The sequence below is a fragment of the Gelidimonas denitrificans genome, assembly GCF_055694065.1.
In genome coordinates this window covers 1,791,876-1,813,751 of record NZ_CM146350.1, presented here as the reverse complement: position 1 = coordinate 1,813,751, position 21,876 = coordinate 1,791,876, and the positions used below count along the sequence as shown (strand labels likewise).

Genomic DNA, 21,876 nt, shown 5'->3' with positions numbered 1-21,876 from the left:
GCATCAATCATGACAAAAACCGTACAGGAAATTTCCCCAGGACGTTATCGCGAAAGCTTTGGCCGTTATTACGAAGACTTCACCATCGGTGATGTATACGAGCATCGGCCGGGCCGCACCATTACCGAGACTGACAATATCTGGTTCACATTGTTGACGATGAATACGCATCCACTGCATTTCGACAACGCCTACGCGGAGAAATCCGAATTCAAACAGGCCGTCGTCAATAGCTGCCTGACGCTATCCATCGTGTGTGGCATGAGTGTCAGTGATATCAGCCAAAAGGCGATTGGAAATCTGGGCTGGACCGACATCAAGATGAATGCACCGGTATTTGTCGGCGATACCATCTATTCCGAATCCGAAGTCTTGTCCAAGCGCGAATCCAGCTCGCGCAAGACGCAAGGCATCGTCACGGTGCGCACCATCGGCAAGAAAGCGGACGGCACTGAATTCATGCGTTTCGACCGGACAGTGCTTGTGCCCAAACGCGGTCATGCGGTGGATGACTAAAAAACAAAACTAGGCCAGTGCTGCGCCGAAGCGGAAAGTAAGACGCAATGCCTCGCTTTTCGCTTCGGCGCAGCACCTTAAAATGTCTGGTTCCGCCACTGTCCAGCTGCTTTGCCTAATAAAGAAATTGATGAGAGAATGTTTAGATCAAGAAACCCTGTAAGGCCCGTGCTTCCGTGCAGGGCTTGGAAAAATCAGGCGATTTTCCAAATCCGACAACCCTGTGTGCCTGCTTATCTGTGAAATTTTCCTGACGATTCGATCGGGAGATTTTTAAGGCTGCGGGCATTCATCAAGAAGAGCAGGCGCGTCCTGCCGGAACAAAAAAAATGAAACCGCAAGCTGCAACGAAAGCATTGGCCCAGGACGAAGCAATTAAAAAAAGCGGTCCAAGTGTGCGCCAGCCTTTATATCGGCAGGTGGCGCATACCCTGAAGAATGAAATAATCAGCGGCGTCTATCCGGTGGGTACACAGATTCCGACCGAAGAAGAGTTGACGGTGCGTTTTGACGTCAGCCGTCATACGGTGCGTCAGGCGCTACGACAATTACGAGACGATGGACTGGTCGCATCGCGCCAGCGCGTGGGAACGACCGTGCTGCCAATCGGAACCGGCGACTCGTATGTGCATGAAGTCAGCTCTATCAACGACATTATTACGTTTGCTACCGAGATTCGCTATCAGGTTGACTCATCCGAAATGATCGTGAGCGATGCGGAAACCGTACGGCGCATTGGCGGCAGCGTCGGCCAGCGCTGGCTGCGCATACGCGGCTTCCGCTACGCTGAGAAACAATTGAAACCGGTATGCTGGACCGAAGTGTTCCTCGATGCCGAGTACGCCGGGCTGTCTCGCTTGATTGGACATCGCCCCGGCACTGTTTTCGAATTGATAGAAGATTTATACGGCGAACGCATCGCAGAAGTCGAGCAAGTGTTAAATGGGCGCGTGGTACCAGCCGAAATTGCGCCGCAGTTTGAGATTGAAGCGGGTGAAAACGTGATTCAGATACAACGAACCTATCGCCTTAGCTCCGGCAAGGTTGCTGAAATCGCGTTCAGTTTGTATCCAATCGATCAATTTCGTTTTGCAATGACCTTGCGAAGAGTTAAATCTTGAATACACAGACCATTCCGCTGCGAGAGTGCCATGCATAAAAATCAAACTTTGCAACAAGATGCGCTGGTGATTGGGCTGGTCGGTAGCGCCCATGCGGTGTCGCACTTTTCCCATTTACTGCTGGCTTCGTTGTTTCCCTGGCTGAAAGTGGCTTTCGATCTGTCGTATGCGGAGCTGGGTTTTTTGATGACGGTGTTTTTCATCGTCTCCGGCGTCGGGCAGGCGCTGGCGGGTTTTGTGGTGGACAAGGTCGGTGCCCGCACGGTGCTGTTTGCCGGGATTGGCTGCATGGGCGGTGCCGCGCTGGTGATGTCGATAGCGCCGAATTACGCGATTTTGCTGGCGGGCTCGATGCTGGCCGGGCTGGGCAATTGCGTATTCCATCCGGCTGACTTGACCATCCTCAATCAGCGGGTTTCGACGTCGCGCCTGGGACATGCTTTTTCGGTACATGGCATTTCCGGCAATCTCGGCTGGGCCGCAGCGCCGGTCTTCATGATCGCCATCGCCGGCATGAGCGGCTGGCGCATGGCCCTGCTTTTCGCCGCGCTCGTCACTTTCGCGGTGCTGGCACTGTTATGGATCAATCGGGCGGTGCTGGCGACACCGGTTGCAGCTGTTACATCTGCTGCATCTACCCAAGCTGCCCAAGCCCATCACGCAGATGCTAAAGAGGAAGAGGGTTCTCTTTTAGACTTTATGCGCGGGCCTTCGGTCTGGTTGTGTTTCGGATTTTTCTTTATGACCGCGATGGCCTTGAGCGGCATCCAGGGTTTTTCTTCTTCCAGCCTGCGTGCCTTGTATGGGATGTCGTTGCCGTTGGCGACGACCGCGTTCACCGCGTATATGCTGGCCTCGGCGGCGGGCATGTTGTGGGGCGGGTTTCTGACCACCAAAACCACGCACCATGACCGCACTATCGCGCTGGCATTTACCGCTGCCGGCGTGATGGCCTTGATTATTGCGCTCGGTGTGGTGCCGGCATGGATGGCCGTGGTGCTGATGGGGGCAGTGGGCTTCGGTGCCGGAATTGCCGGGCCGTCGCGCGATTTGCTGATCCGTGCCTCTGCGCCGAAAAACGCCACCGGACGCGTGTATGGCGTCGTGTATTCCGGGCTGGATGCAGGTTCATCGGTGGCGCCGCTTCTATTTGGCGCACTGATGGACGCCGACCACCCGGCCTGGGTTTTCATCAGTATTGGCTTGTTTCAGGTGCTGTCGATTGCCACGGCCATCAGTGTCGGTAGCGACACCAGCAAACGCAACACCAAGGTACAGGCGGCGTAGTTTTTTGGTGCAATTCTATAGCGCTGTATTGCTGCAACCCCATATTTTATAAACCTTGCCGGAGAATCGAATGACTTTTGCCACCTGCGATATATGCGACGCGCATGAAGACCAACTCGCCAGCGGTGCGCTTACGGTGTTGCCGCCGGTGTTCAAGGCTTACGGACAGAGCCTGATTTTTTCCGGCCCTGCCTATACGCTCAAAGTGTTCGAAGACAACGCGCTGGTGCGTACCGCGCTGGAGCAGCCGGGCAACGGCCAGGTGCTGGTGATCGACGGCGGCGGCAGTCTGCGCTGCGCGCTGGTCGGCGGCAATTTGGCCGTGCTGGCAGCGCATAACGGCTGGAGCGGCATCGTCGTCAACGGCTGCATCCGCGATTCAGTCGAGATCAATGCCTGCGCCATCGGCGTGCGCGCGCTGGCAACGCATCCGCAAAAAAGCATCAAGAAGGGTGTTGGTGAAATACAGTTGCGCGTCATGATCGCCGGAGTTGTAGTGCGGCCCGGCAACTGGATCTTTGCCGATCAGGACGGCGTGCTGGTGGCGCAGGAAAAGCTGGTTTGATGTAGTAGCACGATGTGCTGAACATAAAAAATGTCGCACCGCTCAATACAAAGCGGTGCGACATTTTTACATTCAGGTCAGCCAAACAGCGGCGTCAGGCGCATTCTTTGGTCTGATTCAGTGCCTTGTCCAAAGCCAGTGCGCGTGCATCCGGGCCCATCGCGATACCTTCGGCGCGAATCACCGCGATGTCGGTAATGCCGAAAAAGCCCAGTACCGCGCGCAGAAATGCTTCCTGATGATCCATTGCACCTTCATAAGCGGTGCCCGCATACATGCCGCCGCGCGACGATACGATCACGACTTTCTTGCCGCCGGCCAATCCTTCCGGGCCTTGAGCGGTGTAGCGGAAAGTACGGCCTGCCTGCGCAATGCGATCAATCCATGCCTTGAGCTGGGTCGGCACCGAGAAGTTGTACATCGGCGCGCCGATTACCACCACGTCGGCTGCCAGAAATTCGCCCAGCATGGTTTCCGTCAATGCCAACTCTGCGTGCAAACTCTGCGGCGCAACGTAACCTTCCTGTGGCCGCAATGCCGCCAGCAATTCGCCACCCAAGTGCGCTGGCGGCGTGGCGGCCAGGTCGCGGTAAGTGACGGTTGCATTCGGATTGGTTTCTTGCAGTTGATAAACGGTAGCGGCTGTCACTTCCCGTGAAACCGACATAGCACCAAGTGCGCTTGAATCAATATGCAGAATTTTCATGTTGGAACTCCATTTAATATTTAAGAATTGGGTTATAAATCTTTTTCGATGACTAAGTTTAAAATAGAAACAATATTAGTTAAATAGCCAAATTCGAGAATGATTATCCTGTATATAGAATAATTGGATCTGCAATGTATGATTTGAACGATATGTACCTGTTCGCCAAAGTGGTTGAGCAGGGCGGTTATAGCGCTGCTGCGCGGCATTTGGGGATGCAGGTTTCCAGACTCAGCCGGCGTATCAGCGAACTTGAAACCAGCTTGGGGGTGCGTCTTCTCAACCGGACCACCCGCAAAATTTCGATGACCGACGTTGGCAATACGTTTTACCAGCACTGCATTGCGCTCGTCGCCGAAGCGCAGGCGGCGCGCGATACGATCGATCGCACCCGCGCCGAGCCGCAAGGGCTGGTGCGCTTAAGTTGTCCGGTCGGATTGCTGCATAGCAATGTCGCCGCCATAGTGACGCGATTTTTGCTGGCAAAGCCGCTGGTGCGGGTCCATGTGGAAGCCACCAACCGCCGTGTGGACGTGGTCGAAGAGGGCTTCGATATTGCATTGCGGGTCCGAAGCCTGCCGCTGGAAGACTCCAATCTGGCCGTTCGCCTGCTGGCCAATACGGAGCTCATCTTGCTCGGCAGCCCCGGCCTGTTTGCCCTGCACGGCAAACCGCAGCACATCGCCGATTTGAGCCGCTTTCCCACCTTGAGCATGACGCGCCCTGGCGACAAATACCTGTGGCAGTTCACCAAGCCCGATGGCAGCGTCGAGGCTGTTTCACACCTGCCGCGTCTGGCCACCGATGATTTCGTTACCTTGCACAGAGCCGCGCTGAACGGCGTCGGCATCACGTATCTGCCCAAATTCATGGCGCAGGAGGATCTCGCCAGTGGTGCGCTGGAACATGTGTTGCCGGAATTGACGATTCCGCAGGGCGTCGTGCATGCGCTGTTTCCATCGCGCCGCGGTTTGGTGCCGGCGGTGCGGGATTTCATCGACGCGCTGGTGGAAGGCTTCGCCGCCGGCGAGCAAACCTTACTTAATTGAATTTGGAGTTTTTATAAATAAAGGGAGTATGTACATAAATGTTGTATCTTCCGCACGTGTATATTGCGGAACTATAAAATACCGCAGTTAGTATGATTATTGTTCAAAAACCACGGGCAAATGTAAGTCCTATCGTTACCAGCCATTATCAAGAGAAAACCATGATCAAAAGTGAAGCCATCAAGCGCGTTAACGGGGCTCTTGGCAGCCCGCTGCTCAATGAGAGCAACACGCATTGGGCAACCGTCGTCGCACATGCCGGCGATGAAGGTTGGTGGATACATATCCCTTTGTTGCAGTTCAAAAAGGAAATTCACATCCTGCTCTGCAGCGAAAAGGCCAAGGTTTTCCGCCATCTGAAAATCAAAGCCAGCGAAATACTCAGCCCTGCAATGAAGTTCCGCTGCAAGGATCAGGTCGCTGACATTTTCATTTCCGCGGCCAGCCCCCGAAAGCTGGCCGATATATTACCTGGCGGCACCAAGCACAATTTCAGCAAACATATCGTGTCCGAATACCGCTTCTAAATATGTCCATACCACTTCGACACTCCGGCATCAGGATGCGCGCCGCCACGTTGTTGGCAACTTTGCTGTTAGCCACCGCAACCACGGTTGCCCACGCCACGCCATTGTTGCGCTGCCAGGTTACATATGCCGGCACCACGCATATTGTGGAAGCTGCGCCCGACTCGGACCCCTATAGCGTTCCATCGGTCGACATCGGCGGGCGATTCCGCTTCAAGGCCGTGGTGCTCGGCACGCAACAACGGATCGACGTAATCAATCTGTACGCTTACCTCGACGCCAGCCGCCAGCCGATACTTATCCATCAAGCCAAATACTTGCCGCCTTTCAAGGCGTCCGTCACGCCCATCGCACTGACTGGCAACAATTCCCTTTACGCATCCAATGTGGAGCGCGAGCTTCAGTACAGTTGCACCTTGCAGGGAGTGCAGTGATGATCAATCATCTTGCCAGGCACATCAGACACTGGATCATCAGAGCAGCTTGTCTGGCGCTGTGCATATCCAGCACCAGTGCCATCGCAGCAGAAGCGGCGCCAACGGTCAGCCTGCTATTCGCCGGCGACATCGTACTGGACGGCAAACCTGGCAAAGCCATCGAACAGGGGCGCGATCCATTCGCCCCGTTCGCCGCAATACTGCAAGCGGCCGACATTCGCATCGGCAACCTCGAATGCGTGGTTGCCACCAGCGGCGAGCCGGCCGACAAAAACTTCACCTTTCGCGCCCACCCGCGCACGCTGGCCGTGCTCAAGCGCCACTTCGATGCGGTCGCGCTGGCCAACAACCACTCGGGCGATTTTGGCCGTGTTGCCTTTGCTGAAATGCTCGGCCTGCTTGACCGCGAGGGCATCCTGAAATTCGGCGGCGGCCACAATCTGCGCGAAGCCCACGCCCCGCTCATCGTCGAGCGCAACGGCATCCGCATCGCGCTGCTCAGTTACAACGAATTCATGCCGCGCAGCTTCGAAGCCGATTACAACGCTCCCGGCATAGCGTGGAGCGAGGACGAACAAGTCGTAGCCGACATCAAAGCTGCGCGCAGCGTGCATAAAGCAGATTTGGTCATTCCGATCATGCACTGGGGCTGGGAAAACGAAACCCACTCCGGCGTGCGCCAGCGCCAGTTGGCGCACTTGATGATCGACGCCGGGGCCGACGTCATCATCGGCGGCCACCCGCACGTCACGCAAGAAATCGAGCGCTACAAGGGCAAGCTGATCGTCTACAGCGTAGGCAACTTCGTGATGGAAGAACTCGACAACGCCAACCAGGCAATCGGCTGGGTATTGCGGCTGCAACTCGACCGCAACGGCGTGCAGCATTTCGAGACTAGCGTCGCCCACATCGACAGTGAAGGTATTCCGCACCCGGTGCCGGACGCCGAAAGTCCATGCTGGAAAAGAGGGCCGGCGGACGTGGCGCTGTGCGGGAATGAGGCAGCGCAATAGTCCGCAATAGTCATGTATGGCGTAGCGCCGCAGGTTGGCGCCGCACTTGCGAAGCCCAACATTGCCCGCAGAATGTTGGGCTGATGAAACGTTAGCCCAACCTGCACGCCTGGCAATAATCTCTCCACCAGCTACCCATCAAGCTCCGCATAGTGCCGAAAAATGCCTTGCTGGTTGAACCGCAAGCGCCGGCTTGACGCCAGATAGGCGGCGATGCGCGGACGCGCTGCGACGCTTTGATGCAGCGCGATCAAGCGTGGGTGCGCAGGTGCCAGCGCCTTCATCGTGCGCGGGAACGCGTAGCGCAAACCGGCGATGATCTGGAACATCGACAAATCGACGTAGGACAGCGCATCACCTAGCAAATAATCGTCGCCGTTACCGTCGTTATCGCAGTTATGTTCAAGGATGCGCTCGAAATAGCCGAGGAATTTCGGCAGCCGTGCGCCGGTAAAGTCTTGCGCGCGCCGCAGCGCTTCCGGCTTTTGGTCCTTGTAATAGAGACCGCTGGCGATCGGGTGATGGCTATCGTGTATCTCGGTCAACAGGTCAGCAATCGTGAGTTGCAGTTGGTGCGCCCAGTGCCGGCGCGTTTCATCTTCCGGCACCAACCCGAGCCGCGGACCCAGGAACAGCAATATGTTGGCGGTCTGTCCGATGATCTGGTCGCCGGCTTTCAGGAATGGCGGCGCGAATGGTGGCTGGGCGAGCGCATCGCTGTCCAGCAAGCGCATCAACATGGCGTCGCCATCCGGGCCACGGGCGACATCGTCGTAATCGGCGCCCGCCTCTTCCAGGGCAAGTCGTATGAATTCTCCCCGGCCCTGTATGGTGGGCCAGTAATACAGTTCGTAGCGCATGGGCAGACTCTCCGCGGTTAGTGACGCAATAGGGGGCAGGCAAGTTGGTATTTGGCGCAATCCGATTATCGCGCCAGATACTGTGACACGATAGCATTTTGACCATTTCAATGATGCGGTTCGCGCTAACTTGCCGCAGATTTTGAGTCTTTCCGTACTGGCACTCCGACACCATCTCTTGCAATATAAAAGAACGTTCGTGACCGGCTGAATAGTTCCATGAATTGATAATTTATCAGGGGTATGCTTAAAAACACCGCAATTTGCGCATAATTTAATTGCGGTAATTAAAAATACATAAATGAGTATATTTTATTTCAAAAAATGCATGAAACTGCTGGCAGCAAATTGTCGCTGTCGATAAAATCGTTATCCGTCGCATTTTTTACGCGCACCCAACCAGCAACCTTTCAACAATCCTTATCCATGCGTCAATCCGGCCAATTTTCCCTGCTCACCCAGCGGCGTTTCGGACCATTCTTCTGGACCCAGTTTTTCGGCGCGTTTAACGATAACGTGTTCAAGACCGCATTGCTGACCATCATCACTTACGACGCCTTGCGCTGGACCACGATGGATGTGGCCTTGTTGAATAACCTGGTTCCGGGGCTGTTCATTTTGCCATTCGTGCTGTTTTCCGCGCTGTCGGGACAATTTGCCGACAAGTTCGACAAGGCGCGCATCGCGCGTTTTGTGAAGCTGCTTGAAATCGGCATCATGCTGGTCGCCGCTTATGGCTGGATGACGCACAGCTTGTGGATTCTGGTGGCGGCAGTGGCCGGCATGGGGCTGCACTCGACGCTGTTTGGTCCGGTGAAATACGCGTATCTGCCGCAGCATTTGAAGCTTGAAGAGCTGACGGGCGGCAACGGCATGGTGGAAATGGGCACCTTCGTCGGCATCCTGCTGGGCGAAGTGCTGGGTGCGGTGCTGGTGGTGCAAAAGCCGTGGGGACTGGAACTCATTGCCGGCAGCACGATGACGTTCGCACTGATCGGCTGGGCGGCCAGTCGCGCCATCCCGCCGACGCCGGCGCCGGCGCCGGAGTTGCAGATCAACTGGAACCCGTGGCGCGAGACGCTGCGCAATCTGCGTTTTTCGCGCCAGAACCGCACCGTGTTCCTGTCCATGCTGGGCAATTCATGGTTCTGGTTTTACGGCGCGATCGTGCTGGCACAGTTTCCGGTGTATGCGCGCGATTACCTGCGCGGCGACCATAGCGTGTTCGTGCTGCTGCTGACGATGTTTTCGTTTGGCATCGGCGCTGGCTCGTTATTGTGCGAACGCTTGTCAAGGGGCAGGGTGGAGATCGGACTGGTGCCGCTGGGCGCGATTGGCCTGACGGCATTCGGCTTCGATTTGTTTCTTGCTAGCATCGGTTATGCCGACGTCGCCCAGACAGCAATGGTCGATATGAGCGGTTTTGTGGCCCGACATGGCAGCCTGCGGATTCTGTTTGACTGCCTGTTGATCGGCGTTTTCGGAGGGTTTTACATTGTGCCGCTGTTCGCGCTGATCCAGACCCGCTGCGATCCGCAGCATGTATCGCGCACCATCGCCGGCATGAATATTCTGAATGCGCTGTTCATGGTCGGCGCCGCGCTGGTGGCAATGATTTTGCTGAAGATGGGATGCAGCATCCCGCAGATTTTCATGGTGACGGCAGTGTTGAACGCACTGGTGGCGCTGGCGATTTTTTCAGCCGTGCCGGAATTCTGGATGCGATTCGTGGCATGGCTGCCTGGACGCTAGATTGCACCAGATCCGCAGCATGATTGTGCACGGATAGGCTGGTAAAATCAGACTTTTCCAGTTCAATTGGCCCACTTTATGTCCGGCAATACATTCGGTACGTTGTTTACAGTCACCACCTTTGGCGAATCGCACGGCCCGGCAATTGGCTGCGTCATCGATGGCTGCCCGCCCGGCATGGCCTTGTCGGAAGCCGACATCCAGCCTGATCTGGATCGCCGCAAGCCCGGCACCTCGCGTCACGTCACGCAACGGCAAGAGTCCGACACGGTGGAAATTCTGTCCGGCGTGTATCAGGGCCAGACCACCGGCACCCCGATTGCGCTCTTGATCCGCAATGAAGACCAGCGCAGTAAGGATTACGGCAACATCGCCGAGACTTTCCGGCCCGGCCATGCCGACTATACCTACTGGCAAAAATACGGCATCCGTGACCCGCGCGGCGGCGGCCGCTCGTCGGCGCGTCTGACCGCGCCAGTGGTGGGCGCGGCTGCCATCGCCAAGAAATGGCTGTTGCAGCAATACGGCACCACCTTCACCGGCTGCATGAGCCAGTTGGGTGAAATCGCGATTCCATTTGAATCCTGGGAGCATGTGCGCAACAACCCGTTCTTTGCGGCGACCGGCAACCTCGGGATTATTTTGCAGCTGGAGGAATATATGGATGCCTTGCGCCGGGCCGGCGACTCGATCGGCGCTCGCATTGATGTGGTGGCGCAAAACGTGCCCGTCGGCTTGGGCGAGCCGATTTACGACAAGCTTGATGCCGAAATTGCTTACGCGATGATGGGCATCAACGCGGTCAAAGGCGTGGAGATCGGCGCCGGTTTTAAATCCGTGGTGCAAAAAGGTTCGGAACACGGCGATGAACTCACGCCCCAAGGCTTCGTCGGCAACAACTCCGGCGGCATGCTGGGCGGCATTTCGACCGGACAGGACATCACGGTGTCGATTGCGATCAAGCCGACTTCTTCGATTCGCGTGCCGCGCCGCTCGATTGATAAAGAAGGCACGCCCAGCACGGTAGAAACCTTCGGCCGGCACGATCCATGCGTGGGCATTCGCGCCACGCCGATTGCTGAAGCGATGCTGGCTCTGGTATTGATGGATCATGCGTTACGGCATCGGGCTCAATGCGGCGATGTACGGGTGAACACGCCAAAGATTGCTGCGCACGATTGATTTGGAAGCGGGATGACAGTAGTAGTGCGGGTCTCTATGCCTGCACTACTGAACTGCAAGAAATGCGCAGCGGAATAGAAAAAAGGGTGAACCGAAGTTCACCCTTTTTAAATATTGGCGGAGCGGACGGGACTCGAACCCGCGACCCCCGGCGTGACAGGCCGGTATTCTAACCAACTGAACTACCACTCCTAATTAACACTATTCGCAATCTGTCACAATTGCTGTTTGACTGATGGTGGGTGCTGACGGGGTCGAACCGCCGACCTACGCCTTGTAAGGGCGCCGCTCTACCAACTGAGCTAAGCACCCATATTCTTTGCTTAGTCAGTCAAACTATCGATGTTTATGTTGCAGCACCGAAGAAGCGAAACTATACATGGGGTTTCGGATTTTGACTAGGTCTTGTGAGGAATATTTTGATTTTTTTGCTCCGGCAGCGGTTCTTCCAATGCGCCGATGCGTGATGGTTGGAGTTAAACTTGCGCCTTGCAGTTCTGTTTCCAGCAAGTAATGCTGATGCAATACAAATCTAAATTGTGTATTTATTTTCCATAGGCCCCCAATGACTCGTCCTCGTTTTTTGCCGGATGATTTCACCCTGGCGTTGATTTTTGTCGTTATCGTCGCCAGTATTTTTCCTTGCGAAGGGCAGGTCGCGGTAGCTTTTGACTGGGTCACCAGCATTGCCATCTGTTTGCTGTTCTTTTTGCATGGCGCCAAACTGCCGCGTGAAGCAGTTGTCGCCGGCATGCGTCACTGGCGCTTGCACTTAACTGTGATGGCATGCACTTTCCTGATGTTTCCGGCACTGGGGATACTCCTTAAACCGCTCTTGTTGCCGCTGGTGACGCCTGAGTTATATCTGGGCATCCTGTTTTTGTGCGTACTGCCGTCCACTGTGCAGTCGTCGATTGTATTCACCGCGATGGCACGGGGTAATGTGGCGGCTGCTATTGTTAGCGCTTCCGCATCCAACCTGATCGGCATATTTCTTACGCCGCTGTTGGTCGGTTTGCTGGTGGTCGCAGACAGCGCCAACCATGTTTCAGCAGATTCCGTTATCCGCATTGCATTGCAATTGCTGCTGCCTTTCATAGCCGGCCAAATTGCCAGAAAATGGATAGGGCGCTGGGTTGATCGTCATAAATCAGGTCTGAAATTTATCGATCAGGGTTCCATTCTGCTGGTGGTATATACGGCGTTCAGCGCATCGGTCGGACAGGGTTTGTGGCAACAGTTGCCGCTGCGGGCGTTGGGTGGCTTGTTCATCGTCAGTGCGATATTGCTGGCGCTGGCCATAGGAATCACTACATTCGCGGCACGCCGTTTGAGCTTCAACAAGGAGGATGAAATCGCTATCGTGTTTTGCGGTTCCAAAAAAAGTTTGGCCAGTGGGGTGCCGATAGCCAATGTGTTATTCGCCAGCCATGCGGTCGGCGCCATCGTGTTGCCATTGATATTGTTTCATCAGATCCAGTTGATGGTGTGTGCGGTGCTGGCGCAGCGTTATGCAGCGCGCTTGCAAATTGATGAAAAGAAGGAAGGCACGCTGCCATCCACATCCACATCCACATCTTCTCCGCACGAATTAAAGTGAGGGTGATTTTCTGCATGTAATCGGAGCATCGATCAAATCCAGTATTCCTGAAAATTATTGTCTGTTTGAGCACAGATGCAAAAATCCTGTTTATAAGTAATCCGCTGTACAATTAATTTTGAACGGTCGTGCTTTTAATATAAATGGGGAGACAGCATGGATTTAAATTACACAGAGCAAGACCTGGCGTTTCGCCAGCAGGTGCGCGCTTATCTGGCAGCAAACCTGCCGCAAGATTTGAAGTCAAAGGTACTGAATCATCAGCGCCTATCCAAAGAGAATTACGTCCGGTGGCACAAGACGCTGGCAAAACAGGGCTGGGCCGCGCCGGCCTGGCCGGTCGAATTCGGCGGCACCGGCTGGAATGCCGTGCAGCGCCATATCTGGGAAGATGAGTGCGCCTGCGCCGGCACCCCGCCTATCCTGCCGTTCGGCGTGAATATGGTGGCATCCGTGATCATGGCTTTCGGCAACGAGGCGCAGAAACGTCATTACCTGCCGCGCATTTTGAATTGCGACGACTGGTGGTGTCAGGGATATTCCGAACCGGGTTCGGGTTCCGATCTGGCTTCCTTGAAAACTCGCGCTGAACGCGCTGGCGATCACTACATCGTCAACGGCCAGAAAACCTGGACCACGCTCGGCCAGCATGCAGACATGATGTTTTGCCTGGTGCGCACCGATACCAGCGGGCGCAAGCAGGAGGGCATTTCCTTTTTGTTAATTGACATGCACACGCCTGGCATCACGGTGCGCCCGATCATCACGTTGGACGAAGAGCACGAAGTCAACGAAGTGTTCCTCGATAACGTCAAGGTGCCGCTAGAAAACCTGATCGGCGAAGAGAACAAGGGTTGGACTTACGCCAAATACCTGCTTGGACACGAACGTACCGGCATCGCCGCAGTCGGCCGCTCCAAACGCGAATTGCTCTTCCTCAAGAGGATTGCGCTAGCGCAGCATAAAAACGGCAAGCCATTGCTGGATGATCCGGTGTTTGCCAACAAGGTGGCGACGCTGGAGATCGAATTGATGGCGCTGGAAATAACGGTGCTGCGCGTAGTGTCGCAAGAGGGCAGCAAGCGCGGTCCGGGGCCGGAGGCATCCTTGCTCAAGGTCAAGGGGACTGAAGTACAGCAAATGCTGACCGAACTGATGCTGGAAGCGGTCGGCCCGTATGGCATGCCATTCGACCCGGCATTCTTGGAAGGGCAGCATGCGCACAGCGTGGCGCAAGATGATGACGCCGCGCCGCTGGCGTCGTATTACTTTAACTTCCGCAAGACTTCGATTTACGGCGGCTCGAACGAAATCCAGAAAAACATCATTACCCAGATGATTTTGGGGCTGTAAAACGATCAAAAAAATCTGCGCCACGTGTGCACCACGGTGCATGCAAAAACACCAAGGAGACCAGAATGGATTTCAGTTTTACACAGGAACAACAGCAATTTTCAGACGCCGTGCGGCGCTGGGTGGACAAGGATTACACCTTTGCGCAACGCCAGGCCATCGTCAATTCCGAGCAGGGCATATCCGGCGCTGCCTGGAACGCCATGACGGAGCTCGGTTTGACCGCATTGCCCATCCCGGAAGCGCAAGGCGGCTTTAACGGCAGCGCCATCGATATGCTGGTAGTGATGCAGGAACTGGGGCGCGGCTTGGTTATCGAACCGTACCTGGCCACCGTGCTGGGTGCGGAGTTTTTGAAACGCGCCGGCGGCCATGACGACTTGCTGCAGCAGGTCGCCGCCGGCGAGCTGAAGCTGGCCTGTGCGCTGGGCGAGAAGCAATCGCGCCACGACCAGTCTGACATCAGGGCCAGCGCCCAGATGCAGAACGATGGTTTTGTGCTCAATGGCGTCAAGACGGTGGTGCTGCACGGTGCGCAGGCCGGCGCATTGATCGTCTCTGCGCGCAGCCATGGCGCACAGAACGATACCGACGGCGTCTCGCTGTTTGTGGTGCCGGCTGACACGGTCGGCGTGGCACGCACCGATTACCGCACCATCGACTGCCAGCGCGCGGCCGACATCACGTTCAACGATGTAAAGTTGCCTGCTTCCGCACTGTTGGGCAAGCTTGGCGCGGGCTGGGATCTGCTGGATGCTGTTGCCGATTATGGCACCGCTTTATTGTGTGCCGAAGCCATCGGCGCGCTGGACGCCATCAACGCCGCGACGCTGGAATATGTCAAAACCCGCCAGCAGTTTGGGGTACCGATCGGCAAGTTCCAGTCGCTGCAACACCGGATGGCGGAGATGTTCATGCAACTGGAACAGGCACGTTCGATGGCGATGCTGGCGGCGGTAAAAGTTGCTTCTGCCGATGTGGAAGAGCGCCGTCGTACGGTCTCAGCCGCCAAGGCGCGGGTCGGACAGGCGCTGAAGTTCATCGGCCAGCAAGCGATACAGCTACATGGCGGCATGGGCGTCACCAACGAACTGCCGGCAGCCCATTACTTCAAGCGGCTGACGATGATCGAGCTAACTTTGGGCGATACCGATCACCATCTGGCGCGCTTCATTGCGCAATCGGGATTCAAGGCGATAACGGAGGCGGGCTGATCCTTTCCAGACAAATCATGGCAAATTGCGGCTTAAGGTAATGCTATGGGAGTCCCATCTCATAAGGCACTCCTGCAAAGTGCCTTGCCGGAATCTCCTGGCGTTAGCGTGAATTTGCTCGATGGGCGTTGAAGTGCTCGGTATAAACGGCGAGCGGAGTTTTCCATCCCAGTGTTTCCCTAGGGCGGGTATTGAGTGACAGAGCGATGGCGTCGAGTTCCTCTTGCGAGTAAATCGACAGATCGGAGCCCTTGGGCATGTACTGGCGCAGCAGGCCGTTCGTGTTCTCGTTGGGACCGTGCTGCCAGGGGCTGTGCTGGGCGGCGAAATAGATCTGCACTCCAGTGCGCTCGCTCAGAATTTTATGATCATGCATCTCACGTCCCTGATCGTAGACCATCGATTTACGTAAGGCCTCCGGTTCACGATTGAGCACGGCGGAGAAACTGTCGACGACCGACTTGGTGCCGGCGTTATCAATCTTGGCGAGGGCCACGAAGCGGGTGGTGCGCTCGACCAGCGTACCGACCGATGAGCGGTTGCCTTCGCCCTTGATCAGGTCGCCTTCCCAGTGGCCGGGAATGACGCGATCCTCGATCTCTGGCGGGCGGATGTGGATGCTTTACATGTCTTTGATCTGGCTGCGGCGGTCGGTGCCGCGACTACGGGGTTTGCGCACCTGATTGTGGTGGCGCAGGCAGGCGATCAGCTCACGCTTGAGTTCGCCACGCGGGTGCAAATAGATCGCGTTGTAGATGGTCTCGTGCGAGACGGTTTTGTCGGATTCGGTGGGCCACATGGTCTTGGTATGTTCGAAATTTGTTGGACGACCAGAGCAAATTCAGATAATGGCGTACCACTTGAAACAACACGCCACCCGTCTCCAGTTTGGGCGTACGACGTGGCATCACCCGGCGCGCCTCGCTTTGCAGATGCGCAAGGTTGGCATCGTAGATGCTGGAACCGGCAGGCGCACGCCGCAGTTCGCGGCTGATGGAACTGGGGCACGGCAAAGTCGTTTGGCAATGGACCGGATACTGCACTGGTCGTCGCGCATGGTCATGACGACGGCACGTTCCTGTGTCGTCAGGTGAGTATAAATTCTTGGCATGGCAGCACCTTACAGCAAAGGGTGTTGTACTTGGTTTTAGAGGCTGCCCTATCATCTTATTAATACTGTATGCAAAAAACAGTAGTGTTTTCAAGGCGTTCTAAGGTTGGCAGCTAATCAGGATATTTTTTATTAACGATTTTTTAATGCCCAATGCAATGTGAGTGTGATCAATTAATTGAATGATTTGATGTTCACGTTGGTGATGGTTGTTATGGCTAAGAATCCCAGGCAAGACTGCGTCAGTTTTTACACTGACGCAGTTTGTCGTTGCGTGATACCGATGATCGGAAGGGTTTCAATAGAAAACACGACATGGAACTTTAATCTACCCATTGACTATGGCCGGATATTATTTGGGATTCCAACTTCCGACATGTTTCACTTCAAACGAATTGTCAGGCGAGAGCCGTTTTACAGCGCGTGGTCTTTGATTCTTCGCGAGTTTTTAGAAAAGACGCGCTTGAAAAATAACTAGAAATCAGGGTAAAATGCCCGGCTAGCTTACTTTACAAATAGCTAGTTTTTGAAAAATCGCGAATCCGCTCGACAAAGGGTGCCTCAAAAAGAGGTGGCTGACCGGATTCCAGACCTAACCCTGGAGATATTTATGTCCGTTACTATGCGTGAAATGTTGGAAGCCGGCGTCCATTTTGGCCATCAAACTCGTTTTTGGAATCCAAAGATGGCGCCGTTCATCTTTGGTCACCGCAACAAAATTCACATTATCAATCTGGAAAAGACTCTTGGCATGTACCAGGAGGCAATGAAGCATATTAGCCAATTGTCGGCAAACCGCGGCACCATCCTGATGGTTGGCACCAAGCGCCAGGCACGCGACATCATCGCCGCTGAAGCGCAGCGCGCCGGTGTTCCGTTTGTGGATCAGCGCTGGTTGGGCGGCATGCTGACCAACTTCAAGACAATCAAGACCTCCATCAAGCGCCTGAAAGACATGGAAGCAACGATTGCCGATGGTTCGGTCGAAAAATTGAGCAAAAAAGAAGCGCTGATGTTTGATCGCGAAATGATCAAACTGCAAAAATCGATTGGCGGCATCAAGGACATGGGCGGTATTCCGGACGCGATTTTTATTGTGGACGTCGGTTATCACAAGGGTGCAATCACTGAAGCAGCGAAATTGGGCATTCCTGTAATCGCGGTGGTTGATACCAACCATTCGCCCGAAGGCGTAGCCTATGTCATTCCTGGTAATGACGATTCTTCCAAGGCGATCATGCTGTATGCACGCGGAGTGGCAGATGCAATTCTGGAAGGCCGTGCCAATGCAGAGAACAATGTGGTTGCGGCTATCAAGGCCGGCAACGGCGATGAATTCGTCGAGGTCAGCGAGCAGGCATAAGCCCTTCTTCTGATTTTTCAGTCGTTGGGAAAGAGGGGCAACAATGTTCGCCTCTTTTTTTGAGCGATTTTTTTGAACATATAACGAATATCGACGTCCGATAGGACGTGAATTGAGTTAGGAGATCTACATGGCAGCAATTACCGCAGCAATGGTTGGCGAATTACGTGCAAAAACCGATGCTCCAATGATGGAGTGCAAGAAAGCATTAACTGAAGCCGACGGCGATATGTCAAAAGCAGAAGACATTCTGCGCGTCAAGCTAGGTAGCAAGGCATCCAAGGCCGCTTCCCGGGTTACAGCTGAAGGTGTAGTGACCACGCATATTGCAGGTGGTGTGGGCGCCATGATCGAAGTTAATTGTGAAACCGACTTCGTTACTAAAAATGATGATTTCATCGCTTTTACAGATGCCTGCGCCAAACTGGTTGTAGAGCACAATCCAGTCGATGTTGCTGCCTTGTCAGTGCTGCCGATGGGTGCGCAAACAGTCGAAGAATTCCGCTCAGCACTGATTGGCCGTGTCGGTGAAAACATGTCGATTCGTCGGTTCGTCCGTTTTGAAACGCCTGTCAAGTTGACATCGTACCTGCATGGAACGCGTATCGGCGTCCTGGTTGAATTTGAGGGCGCTGACGAGCAAGTTGGGAAGGACGTTGCCATGCACATCGCGGCAATGAAGCCAGTTTCCTTGTCTTCAGACCAAGTGCCGGCAGAAATGATCGAGAAAGAGCGTTCGATCGCAACACAAAAAGCAATCGAATCCGGTAAGTCCGCTGAAATCACTGAAAAAATGGTTGCGGGTTCGGTGCAAAAGTACTTGAAAGAAGTATCTTTGTTCAATCAGCCTTTTGTAAAAAACGACAAGCAAACCGTTGAGCAAATGTTGAAAGCTGCAAATACAAACGTGAAATCATTCGCGATGTATGTGGTCGGTGAAGGCATTGAGAAAAAGCAAGATGACTTTGCGGCAGAAGTTGCGGCCCAAGTCGCCGCAGCCAAGCAGGCTTAAGCGGAAATAAGCGGGCCGAAAGGCCCGTTTTTTTAGGCTGACTGGCGACACCCAGCCGGCAGCAGTTAATGTTGCGAACTCCACTCGATAGTCCCGTTGTCGGTATTTTCAATATGGAGTTTGCAGCACAATAGATAATCATCCGGACAACCAAAAGGAAATCAGCTCATGACAAAACCTGCCTACAAGCGTGTCCTCCTCAAGCTATCCGGAGAAGCACTAATGGGCGATGATGCCTATGGCATTAATCGCGCCACGATTGAGCGCATGGTCGCGGATGTAGCTGAAGTGGCCAGTATGGGGGTCGAATTGGCGATTGTTATCGGCGGCGGTAATATTTTCCGTGGTGTGGCGCCGGGTGCCCAAGGTATGGATCGTGCCACCGCCGATTATATGGGCATGCTGGCGACGGTCATGAACGCTCTTGCACTTGCCGATGCCATGCGCCAAGCCGGAATTACCGCCCGCGTCATGTCGGCCATCAGTATTGAGCAAGTGGTTGAACCGTATGTTCGCCCCAAGGCCCTTCAATATCTGGAAGAAGGGAAAATTGTGGTATTTGCTGCAGGTACCGGCAATCCATTTTTTACCACCGATACTGCCGCGGCATTGCGAGGGTCTGAAATCAGCGCTGAAATTGTGCTGAAGGCTACCAAGGTTGATGGCGTTTATACCGCTGATCCTAAAATAGATCCGAACGCAGTACGATATTCCACAATCACTTTTGACGAGGCAATTGCAAAGCGTCTTCAGGTAATGGATGCAACTGCTTTTGCTTTATGCCGTGATCAAAAATTGCCGATAAAAGTATTCTCGATAGTCAAGCCTGGTGCGTTAATGCGCGCAATTATGGGTGAAGACGAGGGCACGCTGGTTCACGTTTAATTTCATTTTTACCTTAACCGTGCATTTTATTTTGCGCGGTTGATGTTCTGCATTCGTGTTCGCGATTGCAGTGGGAATAGAATAAGATTTAACCTTTGAAAAAAGAATTGCAGATGACCATACCTGACATCAAAAAAAATACCGATCAAAAAATGCAGAAATCCATTGAAGCGTTAAAGGCTGATCTGGCTAAAGTGCGGACCGGTCGCGCGCATCCTGGAATTCTTGATCATATCCAGGTGGATTACTATGGCAACCCTACCATGTTGACGCAAGTGGCAAATGTGACTTTGATCGATGCCCGCACCATAGGCGTCCAACCCTGGGAAAAAAAGATGGTGGCGGTGGTTGAAAAGGCGATTCGTGAATCCGATCTCGGATTGAACCCATCGACGCAAGGCGATATGATTCGCGTACCGACGCCTGCCTTGACGGAAGAGCGCCGCAAGGAAATGGTTAAGCTGGCAAAAAATGAAGCGGAAGATGCAAAGATAGCCATTCGCAACATACGCCGCGATGCCAATGAAGCGCTGAAAAAAATACTGAAAGATAAAGCGTGCTCAGAAGATGACGAGCGTCGCGCTCAGGATGAGATACAAAAGCTAACGGATAAATTTGTCTCGGATGTTGACAAATTGGTAGCCGAAAAAGAAAAAGAAATCTTGACGGTATAACTTAAAAACAGCTTTTCCTTACGACAAGACTATCTTATTTCCCCCATGAAATCATGACACAATCGAGTTCGACTCAACAAGTGCCGGTAGTGTCTGCGGTGCCCAATCATATAGCCATCATTATGGATGGTAATGGCCGTTGGGCTACCAAACGTTTTTTGCCGCGTGTGGCGGGGCATGTCAAAGGTGTCAAAACTGTCCGAAACATCGTAGAGGCTTGTGTTGAACGTGGGGTTGAGTACTTGACCCTATTTGCCTTCAGTTCCGAAAATTGGCGGCGTCCGGCGGATGAGGTATCGCTTTTGATGCGCTTATTCATTACTGCACTGGACGGGGAGGTTTCCCGGATGCATGCGAATGGTATTCGGCTTAAGGTGGTGGGTGATCTTAGTCGATTTGAAGCCAAGCTACAGGACAAGATTTTTCAAGCCGAAAAAAAAACGGCAGAAAACACGCATCTGACCATCACAATATGTGCTAATTACGGCGGTCGATGGGATGTGATGCAAGGCGTCAACAAAATGCTAGCCCTGCATCCCGATGCAACCGAATTTAGCGAAGATCAGTTGGCGCCGCATCTGGCAATGGCGTATGCGCCAGAACCTGATTTGTTTATTCGCACTGGCGGCGAGCAGCGCATTTCGAATTTTCTATTGTGGCAACTTGCGTATACAGAACTGTATTTTACTGAGACTTTTTGGCCCGATTTTGATTCAAAGAAACTAGATGAGGCGATCGCCTCTTATCAACGGCGCGAGCGCCGCTTTGGGCGCACAAGCGAACAGTTGTTTGAAAATAAAAAGGCTTCCTGATGCTTAAAGTGCGGGTACTTACAGCACTGATACTGCTGGCGGTGCTGCTGCCGGTTTTGTTTTTGAATAATTTTCTTGCATTTGCAGTAATTTCCACGATTTTTTTTGCAGCAGCTTCATGGGAAAATTTTCGTCTGTGCAACAACGCTTACCCACTAGTTAGTGCAGCATTCTGGACCGTCGTATTCGCATCCATTCTTTTGAGTGGTAATGCAAGCGGAGCGGGAGCGACGTTATTGTTCGCATCCTGCGTAATACTCTGGCTACTGGTATTTACGCCCTTGCTGGCAAATGGCTTACCTCCTTTGCAAAGTATTCGTGGTCGATTCCTGGTCGGTTTTTATAGTATTGCCGTTCTTGGATGCTTTGTTGCGATTGTTTCTGCATTTCAACACTCCCCACTTTTTTTGCTTTCTATTATGGCGATTGTTTGGATTGCGGATATTGGAGCCTATTTTTCCGGTAAAGCGTTTGGCCGACACAAATTGGCGCCATCGATTTCTCCGGGGAAAACCTGGGAAGGGGCTATCGGGGGCTGGATTGCAGTCATGCTAGCAGCATTCATTTCGACCCGCTTCCCGGCAATACACGATACTTTTGCAGCAATCTTAGTAAGATCACATGACCGTTGGGGGCTTGCAAGCTTAATGGCATGCATGACATTTTTGGTTGCAGCCAGTGTGGTTGGCGATCTGTTTGAGTCGCAACTTAAAAGACGTGCCGGCATGAAAGATAGCAGCAATCTGCTGCCAGGCCACGGCGGCGTGCTGGATCGGATTGATGCCTTAATCCCTGTTTTGCCGCTAGCCGTACTGATAAATGTATGGTTATAGCATC

General features: G+C 53.8%; 20 protein-coding genes, 2 tRNA genes and 2 pseudogenes. 19 read left to right on the top strand and 5 right to left on the bottom strand.

Translation table 11 applies throughout. From position 1 onward, the window contains the following. Positions 1–9: 9 nt before the first annotated feature. The 4 genes from FKCLFG_RS08490 to rraA all read left to right on the top strand — a co-directional run bounded on the left by FKCLFG_RS08490 (position 10) and on the right by rraA (position 3,489). Positions 10–516 (top strand): MaoC family dehydratase, encoded by a 507-nt coding sequence (locus tag FKCLFG_RS08490; RefSeq protein WP_472615766.1) that lies wholly within the window; start codon positions 10–12, stop codon positions 514–516. A 329-nt stretch (positions 517–845) separates the two neighbouring features. Next, positions 846–1,637 (top strand): GntR family transcriptional regulator, encoded by a 792-nt coding sequence (locus tag FKCLFG_RS08485; RefSeq protein WP_472615765.1) that lies wholly within the window; start codon positions 846–848, stop codon positions 1,635–1,637. A 30-nt stretch (positions 1,638–1,667) separates the two neighbouring features. Then, positions 1,668–2,924 (top strand): MFS transporter, encoded by a 1,257-nt coding sequence (locus FKCLFG_RS08480; RefSeq protein WP_472615764.1) that lies wholly within the window; start codon positions 1,668–1,670, stop codon positions 2,922–2,924. Between the two features lie 70 nt (positions 2,925–2,994). Continuing rightward, entirely contained in the window at positions 2,995–3,489 is a 495-nt protein-coding gene (gene rraA, locus FKCLFG_RS08475; protein ID WP_472615763.1) for a ribonuclease E activity regulator RraA, read from the top strand. 94 nt (positions 3,490–3,583) lie between these two features. On the opposite strand, the gene FKCLFG_RS08470 is transcribed toward rraA, so the two are convergent. Then, entirely contained in the window at positions 3,584–4,195 is a 612-nt protein-coding gene (locus tag FKCLFG_RS08470; protein WP_472615762.1) for an FMN-dependent NADH-azoreductase, read from the bottom strand. Positions 4,196–4,329: 134 nt separating this feature from the next. Between FKCLFG_RS08470 and FKCLFG_RS08465 the strand changes: the two genes are divergently transcribed. The 4 genes from FKCLFG_RS08465 (at position 4,330) to FKCLFG_RS08450 (ending at position 7,221) form a co-directional block, all read left to right on the top strand. Continuing rightward, positions 4,330–5,244, top strand: a complete 915-nt coding sequence (locus tag FKCLFG_RS08465; RefSeq protein ID WP_472615761.1) for a LysR substrate-binding domain-containing protein — start codon at positions 4,330–4,332, stop codon at positions 5,242–5,244. 92 nt (positions 5,245–5,336) lie between these two features. Next, the gene (locus tag FKCLFG_RS08460; protein ID WP_472615760.1) at positions 5,337–5,771 is read left to right on the top strand and encodes a hypothetical protein; all 435 of its coding nucleotides are present in this window, start codon (positions 5,337–5,339) and stop codon (positions 5,769–5,771) included. 2 nt (positions 5,772–5,773) lie between these two features. Next, on the top strand, positions 5,774–6,205 hold the full coding sequence (locus tag FKCLFG_RS08455; RefSeq protein WP_472615759.1) for a hypothetical protein: 432 nt from the start codon (positions 5,774–5,776) through the stop codon (positions 6,203–6,205). Beyond that, positions 6,205–7,221, top strand: a complete 1,017-nt coding sequence (locus FKCLFG_RS08450; RefSeq protein WP_472615758.1) for a CapA family protein — start codon at positions 6,205–6,207, stop codon at positions 7,219–7,221. The genes FKCLFG_RS08455 and FKCLFG_RS08450 overlap by 1 nt, the downstream gene beginning before the upstream one ends. 131 nt (positions 7,222–7,352) lie before the next feature. On the opposite strand, the gene FKCLFG_RS08445 is transcribed toward FKCLFG_RS08450, so the two are convergent. Continuing rightward, positions 7,353–8,081: a glutathione S-transferase gene (locus FKCLFG_RS08445; RefSeq protein ID WP_472615757.1), complete on the bottom strand. Its 729-nt coding sequence runs from the start codon at positions 8,079–8,081 to the stop codon at positions 7,353–7,355. A 426-nt stretch (positions 8,082–8,507) separates the two neighbouring features. On the opposite strand from FKCLFG_RS08445, the pseudogene FKCLFG_RS08440 reads away from it, so the two are divergent. Next, positions 8,508–9,821: pseudogene (locus FKCLFG_RS08440) on the top strand (MFS transporter); the annotation flags it as partial. Between the two features lie 90 nt (positions 9,822–9,911). Then, positions 9,912–11,015 carry a chorismate synthase gene (gene aroC, locus FKCLFG_RS08435; RefSeq protein ID WP_472615756.1) on the top strand — a complete coding sequence of 368 codons (1,104 nt, stop codon included), beginning with the start codon at positions 9,912–9,914 and terminating at the stop codon, positions 11,013–11,015. A 115-nt stretch (positions 11,016–11,130) separates the two neighbouring features. Here aroC and FKCLFG_RS08430 read toward each other — a convergent pair. Both FKCLFG_RS08430 and FKCLFG_RS08425 read right to left on the bottom strand, forming a co-directional pair. Next, a tRNA-Asp gene (locus FKCLFG_RS08430) sits at positions 11,131–11,207 on the bottom strand. A 44-nt stretch (positions 11,208–11,251) separates the two neighbouring features. Continuing rightward, positions 11,252–11,327, bottom strand: a tRNA-Val gene (locus FKCLFG_RS08425). Positions 11,328–11,580: 253 nt separating this feature from the next. Between FKCLFG_RS08425 and FKCLFG_RS08420 the strand changes: the two genes are divergently transcribed. The 3 genes from FKCLFG_RS08420 to FKCLFG_RS08410 all read left to right on the top strand — a co-directional run bounded on the left by FKCLFG_RS08420 (position 11,581) and on the right by FKCLFG_RS08410 (position 15,182). Continuing rightward, positions 11,581–12,615 (top strand): bile acid:sodium symporter family protein, encoded by a 1,035-nt coding sequence (locus FKCLFG_RS08420; protein WP_472615755.1) that lies wholly within the window; start codon positions 11,581–11,583, stop codon positions 12,613–12,615. Between the two features lie 156 nt (positions 12,616–12,771). Then, positions 12,772–13,968, top strand: a complete 1,197-nt coding sequence (locus tag FKCLFG_RS08415; RefSeq protein ID WP_472615754.1) for an acyl-CoA dehydrogenase family protein — start codon at positions 12,772–12,774, stop codon at positions 13,966–13,968. A gap of 65 nt (positions 13,969–14,033) precedes the next feature. Continuing rightward, entirely contained in the window at positions 14,034–15,182 is a 1,149-nt protein-coding gene (locus FKCLFG_RS08410; protein ID WP_472615753.1) for an acyl-CoA dehydrogenase family protein, read from the top strand. A 103-nt stretch (positions 15,183–15,285) separates the two neighbouring features. On the opposite strand, the pseudogene FKCLFG_RS08405 reads toward FKCLFG_RS08410, so the two are convergent. Continuing rightward, positions 15,286–16,293: pseudogene (locus FKCLFG_RS08405) on the bottom strand (IS30 family transposase). Positions 16,294–16,903: 610 nt separating this feature from the next. On the opposite strand from FKCLFG_RS08405, the gene rpsB reads away from it, so the two are divergent. The 6 genes from rpsB to FKCLFG_RS08375 all read left to right on the top strand — a co-directional run bounded on the left by rpsB (position 16,904) and on the right by FKCLFG_RS08375 (position 21,872). After that, positions 16,904–17,656 (top strand): 30S ribosomal protein S2, encoded by a 753-nt coding sequence (gene rpsB / locus FKCLFG_RS08400; protein WP_472615752.1) that lies wholly within the window; start codon positions 16,904–16,906, stop codon positions 17,654–17,656. 130 nt (positions 17,657–17,786) lie between these two features. Continuing rightward, a complete protein-coding gene (tsf, locus tag FKCLFG_RS08395) occupies positions 17,787–18,668 on the top strand; it encodes a translation elongation factor Ts (protein ID WP_472615751.1) in 882 nt (293 codons plus the stop codon). A 168-nt stretch (positions 18,669–18,836) separates the two neighbouring features. Then, positions 18,837–19,553 carry a UMP kinase gene (gene pyrH, locus FKCLFG_RS08390; protein ID WP_472615750.1) on the top strand — a complete coding sequence of 239 codons (717 nt, stop codon included), beginning with the start codon at positions 18,837–18,839 and terminating at the stop codon, positions 19,551–19,553. A 113-nt stretch (positions 19,554–19,666) separates the two neighbouring features. After that, entirely contained in the window at positions 19,667–20,227 is a 561-nt protein-coding gene (gene frr, locus FKCLFG_RS08385; protein WP_472615824.1) for a ribosome recycling factor, read from the top strand. Between the two features lie 53 nt (positions 20,228–20,280). Beyond that, positions 20,281–21,039: a polyprenyl diphosphate synthase gene (gene uppS, locus FKCLFG_RS08380; protein ID WP_472615749.1), complete on the top strand. Its 759-nt coding sequence runs from the start codon at positions 20,281–20,283 to the stop codon at positions 21,037–21,039. Further along, the gene (locus FKCLFG_RS08375; RefSeq protein WP_472615748.1) at positions 21,039–21,872 is read left to right on the top strand and encodes a phosphatidate cytidylyltransferase; all 834 of its coding nucleotides are present in this window, start codon (positions 21,039–21,041) and stop codon (positions 21,870–21,872) included. Before uppS ends, FKCLFG_RS08375 begins: the two co-directional genes overlap by 1 nt. Positions 21,873–21,876 lie beyond the last annotated feature (4 nt).

Coding starts and splice junctions, on each gene's coding strand:
- FKCLFG_RS08490 (WP_472615766.1), top strand. CDS start 10: ATGACAAAAACCGTACAGGAAATTTCCCCAGGACGTTATCGCGAAAGC.
- FKCLFG_RS08485 (WP_472615765.1), top strand. CDS start 846: ATGAAACCGCAAGCTGCAACGAAAGCATTGGCCCAGGACGAAGCAATT.
- FKCLFG_RS08480 (WP_472615764.1), top strand. CDS start 1,668: ATGCATAAAAATCAAACTTTGCAACAAGATGCGCTGGTGATTGGGCTG.
- rraA (WP_472615763.1), top strand. CDS start 2,995: ATGACTTTTGCCACCTGCGATATATGCGACGCGCATGAAGACCAACTC.
- FKCLFG_RS08470 (WP_472615762.1), bottom strand. CDS start 4,195: ATGAAAATTCTGCATATTGATTCAAGCGCACTTGGTGCTATGTCGGTT.
- FKCLFG_RS08465 (WP_472615761.1), top strand. CDS start 4,330: ATGTATGATTTGAACGATATGTACCTGTTCGCCAAAGTGGTTGAGCAG.
- FKCLFG_RS08460 (WP_472615760.1), top strand. CDS start 5,337: ATGATTATTGTTCAAAAACCACGGGCAAATGTAAGTCCTATCGTTACC.
- FKCLFG_RS08455 (WP_472615759.1), top strand. CDS start 5,774: ATGTCCATACCACTTCGACACTCCGGCATCAGGATGCGCGCCGCCACG.
- FKCLFG_RS08450 (WP_472615758.1), top strand. CDS start 6,205: ATGATCAATCATCTTGCCAGGCACATCAGACACTGGATCATCAGAGCA.
- FKCLFG_RS08445 (WP_472615757.1), bottom strand. CDS start 8,081: ATGCGCTACGAACTGTATTACTGGCCCACCATACAGGGCCGGGGAGAA.
- aroC (WP_472615756.1), top strand. CDS start 9,912: ATGTCCGGCAATACATTCGGTACGTTGTTTACAGTCACCACCTTTGGC.
- FKCLFG_RS08420 (WP_472615755.1), top strand. CDS start 11,581: ATGACTCGTCCTCGTTTTTTGCCGGATGATTTCACCCTGGCGTTGATT.
- FKCLFG_RS08415 (WP_472615754.1), top strand. CDS start 12,772: ATGGATTTAAATTACACAGAGCAAGACCTGGCGTTTCGCCAGCAGGTG.
- FKCLFG_RS08410 (WP_472615753.1), top strand. CDS start 14,034: ATGGATTTCAGTTTTACACAGGAACAACAGCAATTTTCAGACGCCGTG.
- rpsB (WP_472615752.1), top strand. CDS start 16,904: ATGTCCGTTACTATGCGTGAAATGTTGGAAGCCGGCGTCCATTTTGGC.
- tsf (WP_472615751.1), top strand. CDS start 17,787: ATGGCAGCAATTACCGCAGCAATGGTTGGCGAATTACGTGCAAAAACC.
- pyrH (WP_472615750.1), top strand. CDS start 18,837: ATGACAAAACCTGCCTACAAGCGTGTCCTCCTCAAGCTATCCGGAGAA.
- frr (WP_472615824.1), top strand. CDS start 19,667: ATGACCATACCTGACATCAAAAAAAATACCGATCAAAAAATGCAGAAA.
- uppS (WP_472615749.1), top strand. CDS start 20,281: ATGACACAATCGAGTTCGACTCAACAAGTGCCGGTAGTGTCTGCGGTG.
- FKCLFG_RS08375 (WP_472615748.1), top strand. CDS start 21,039: ATGCTTAAAGTGCGGGTACTTACAGCACTGATACTGCTGGCGGTGCTG.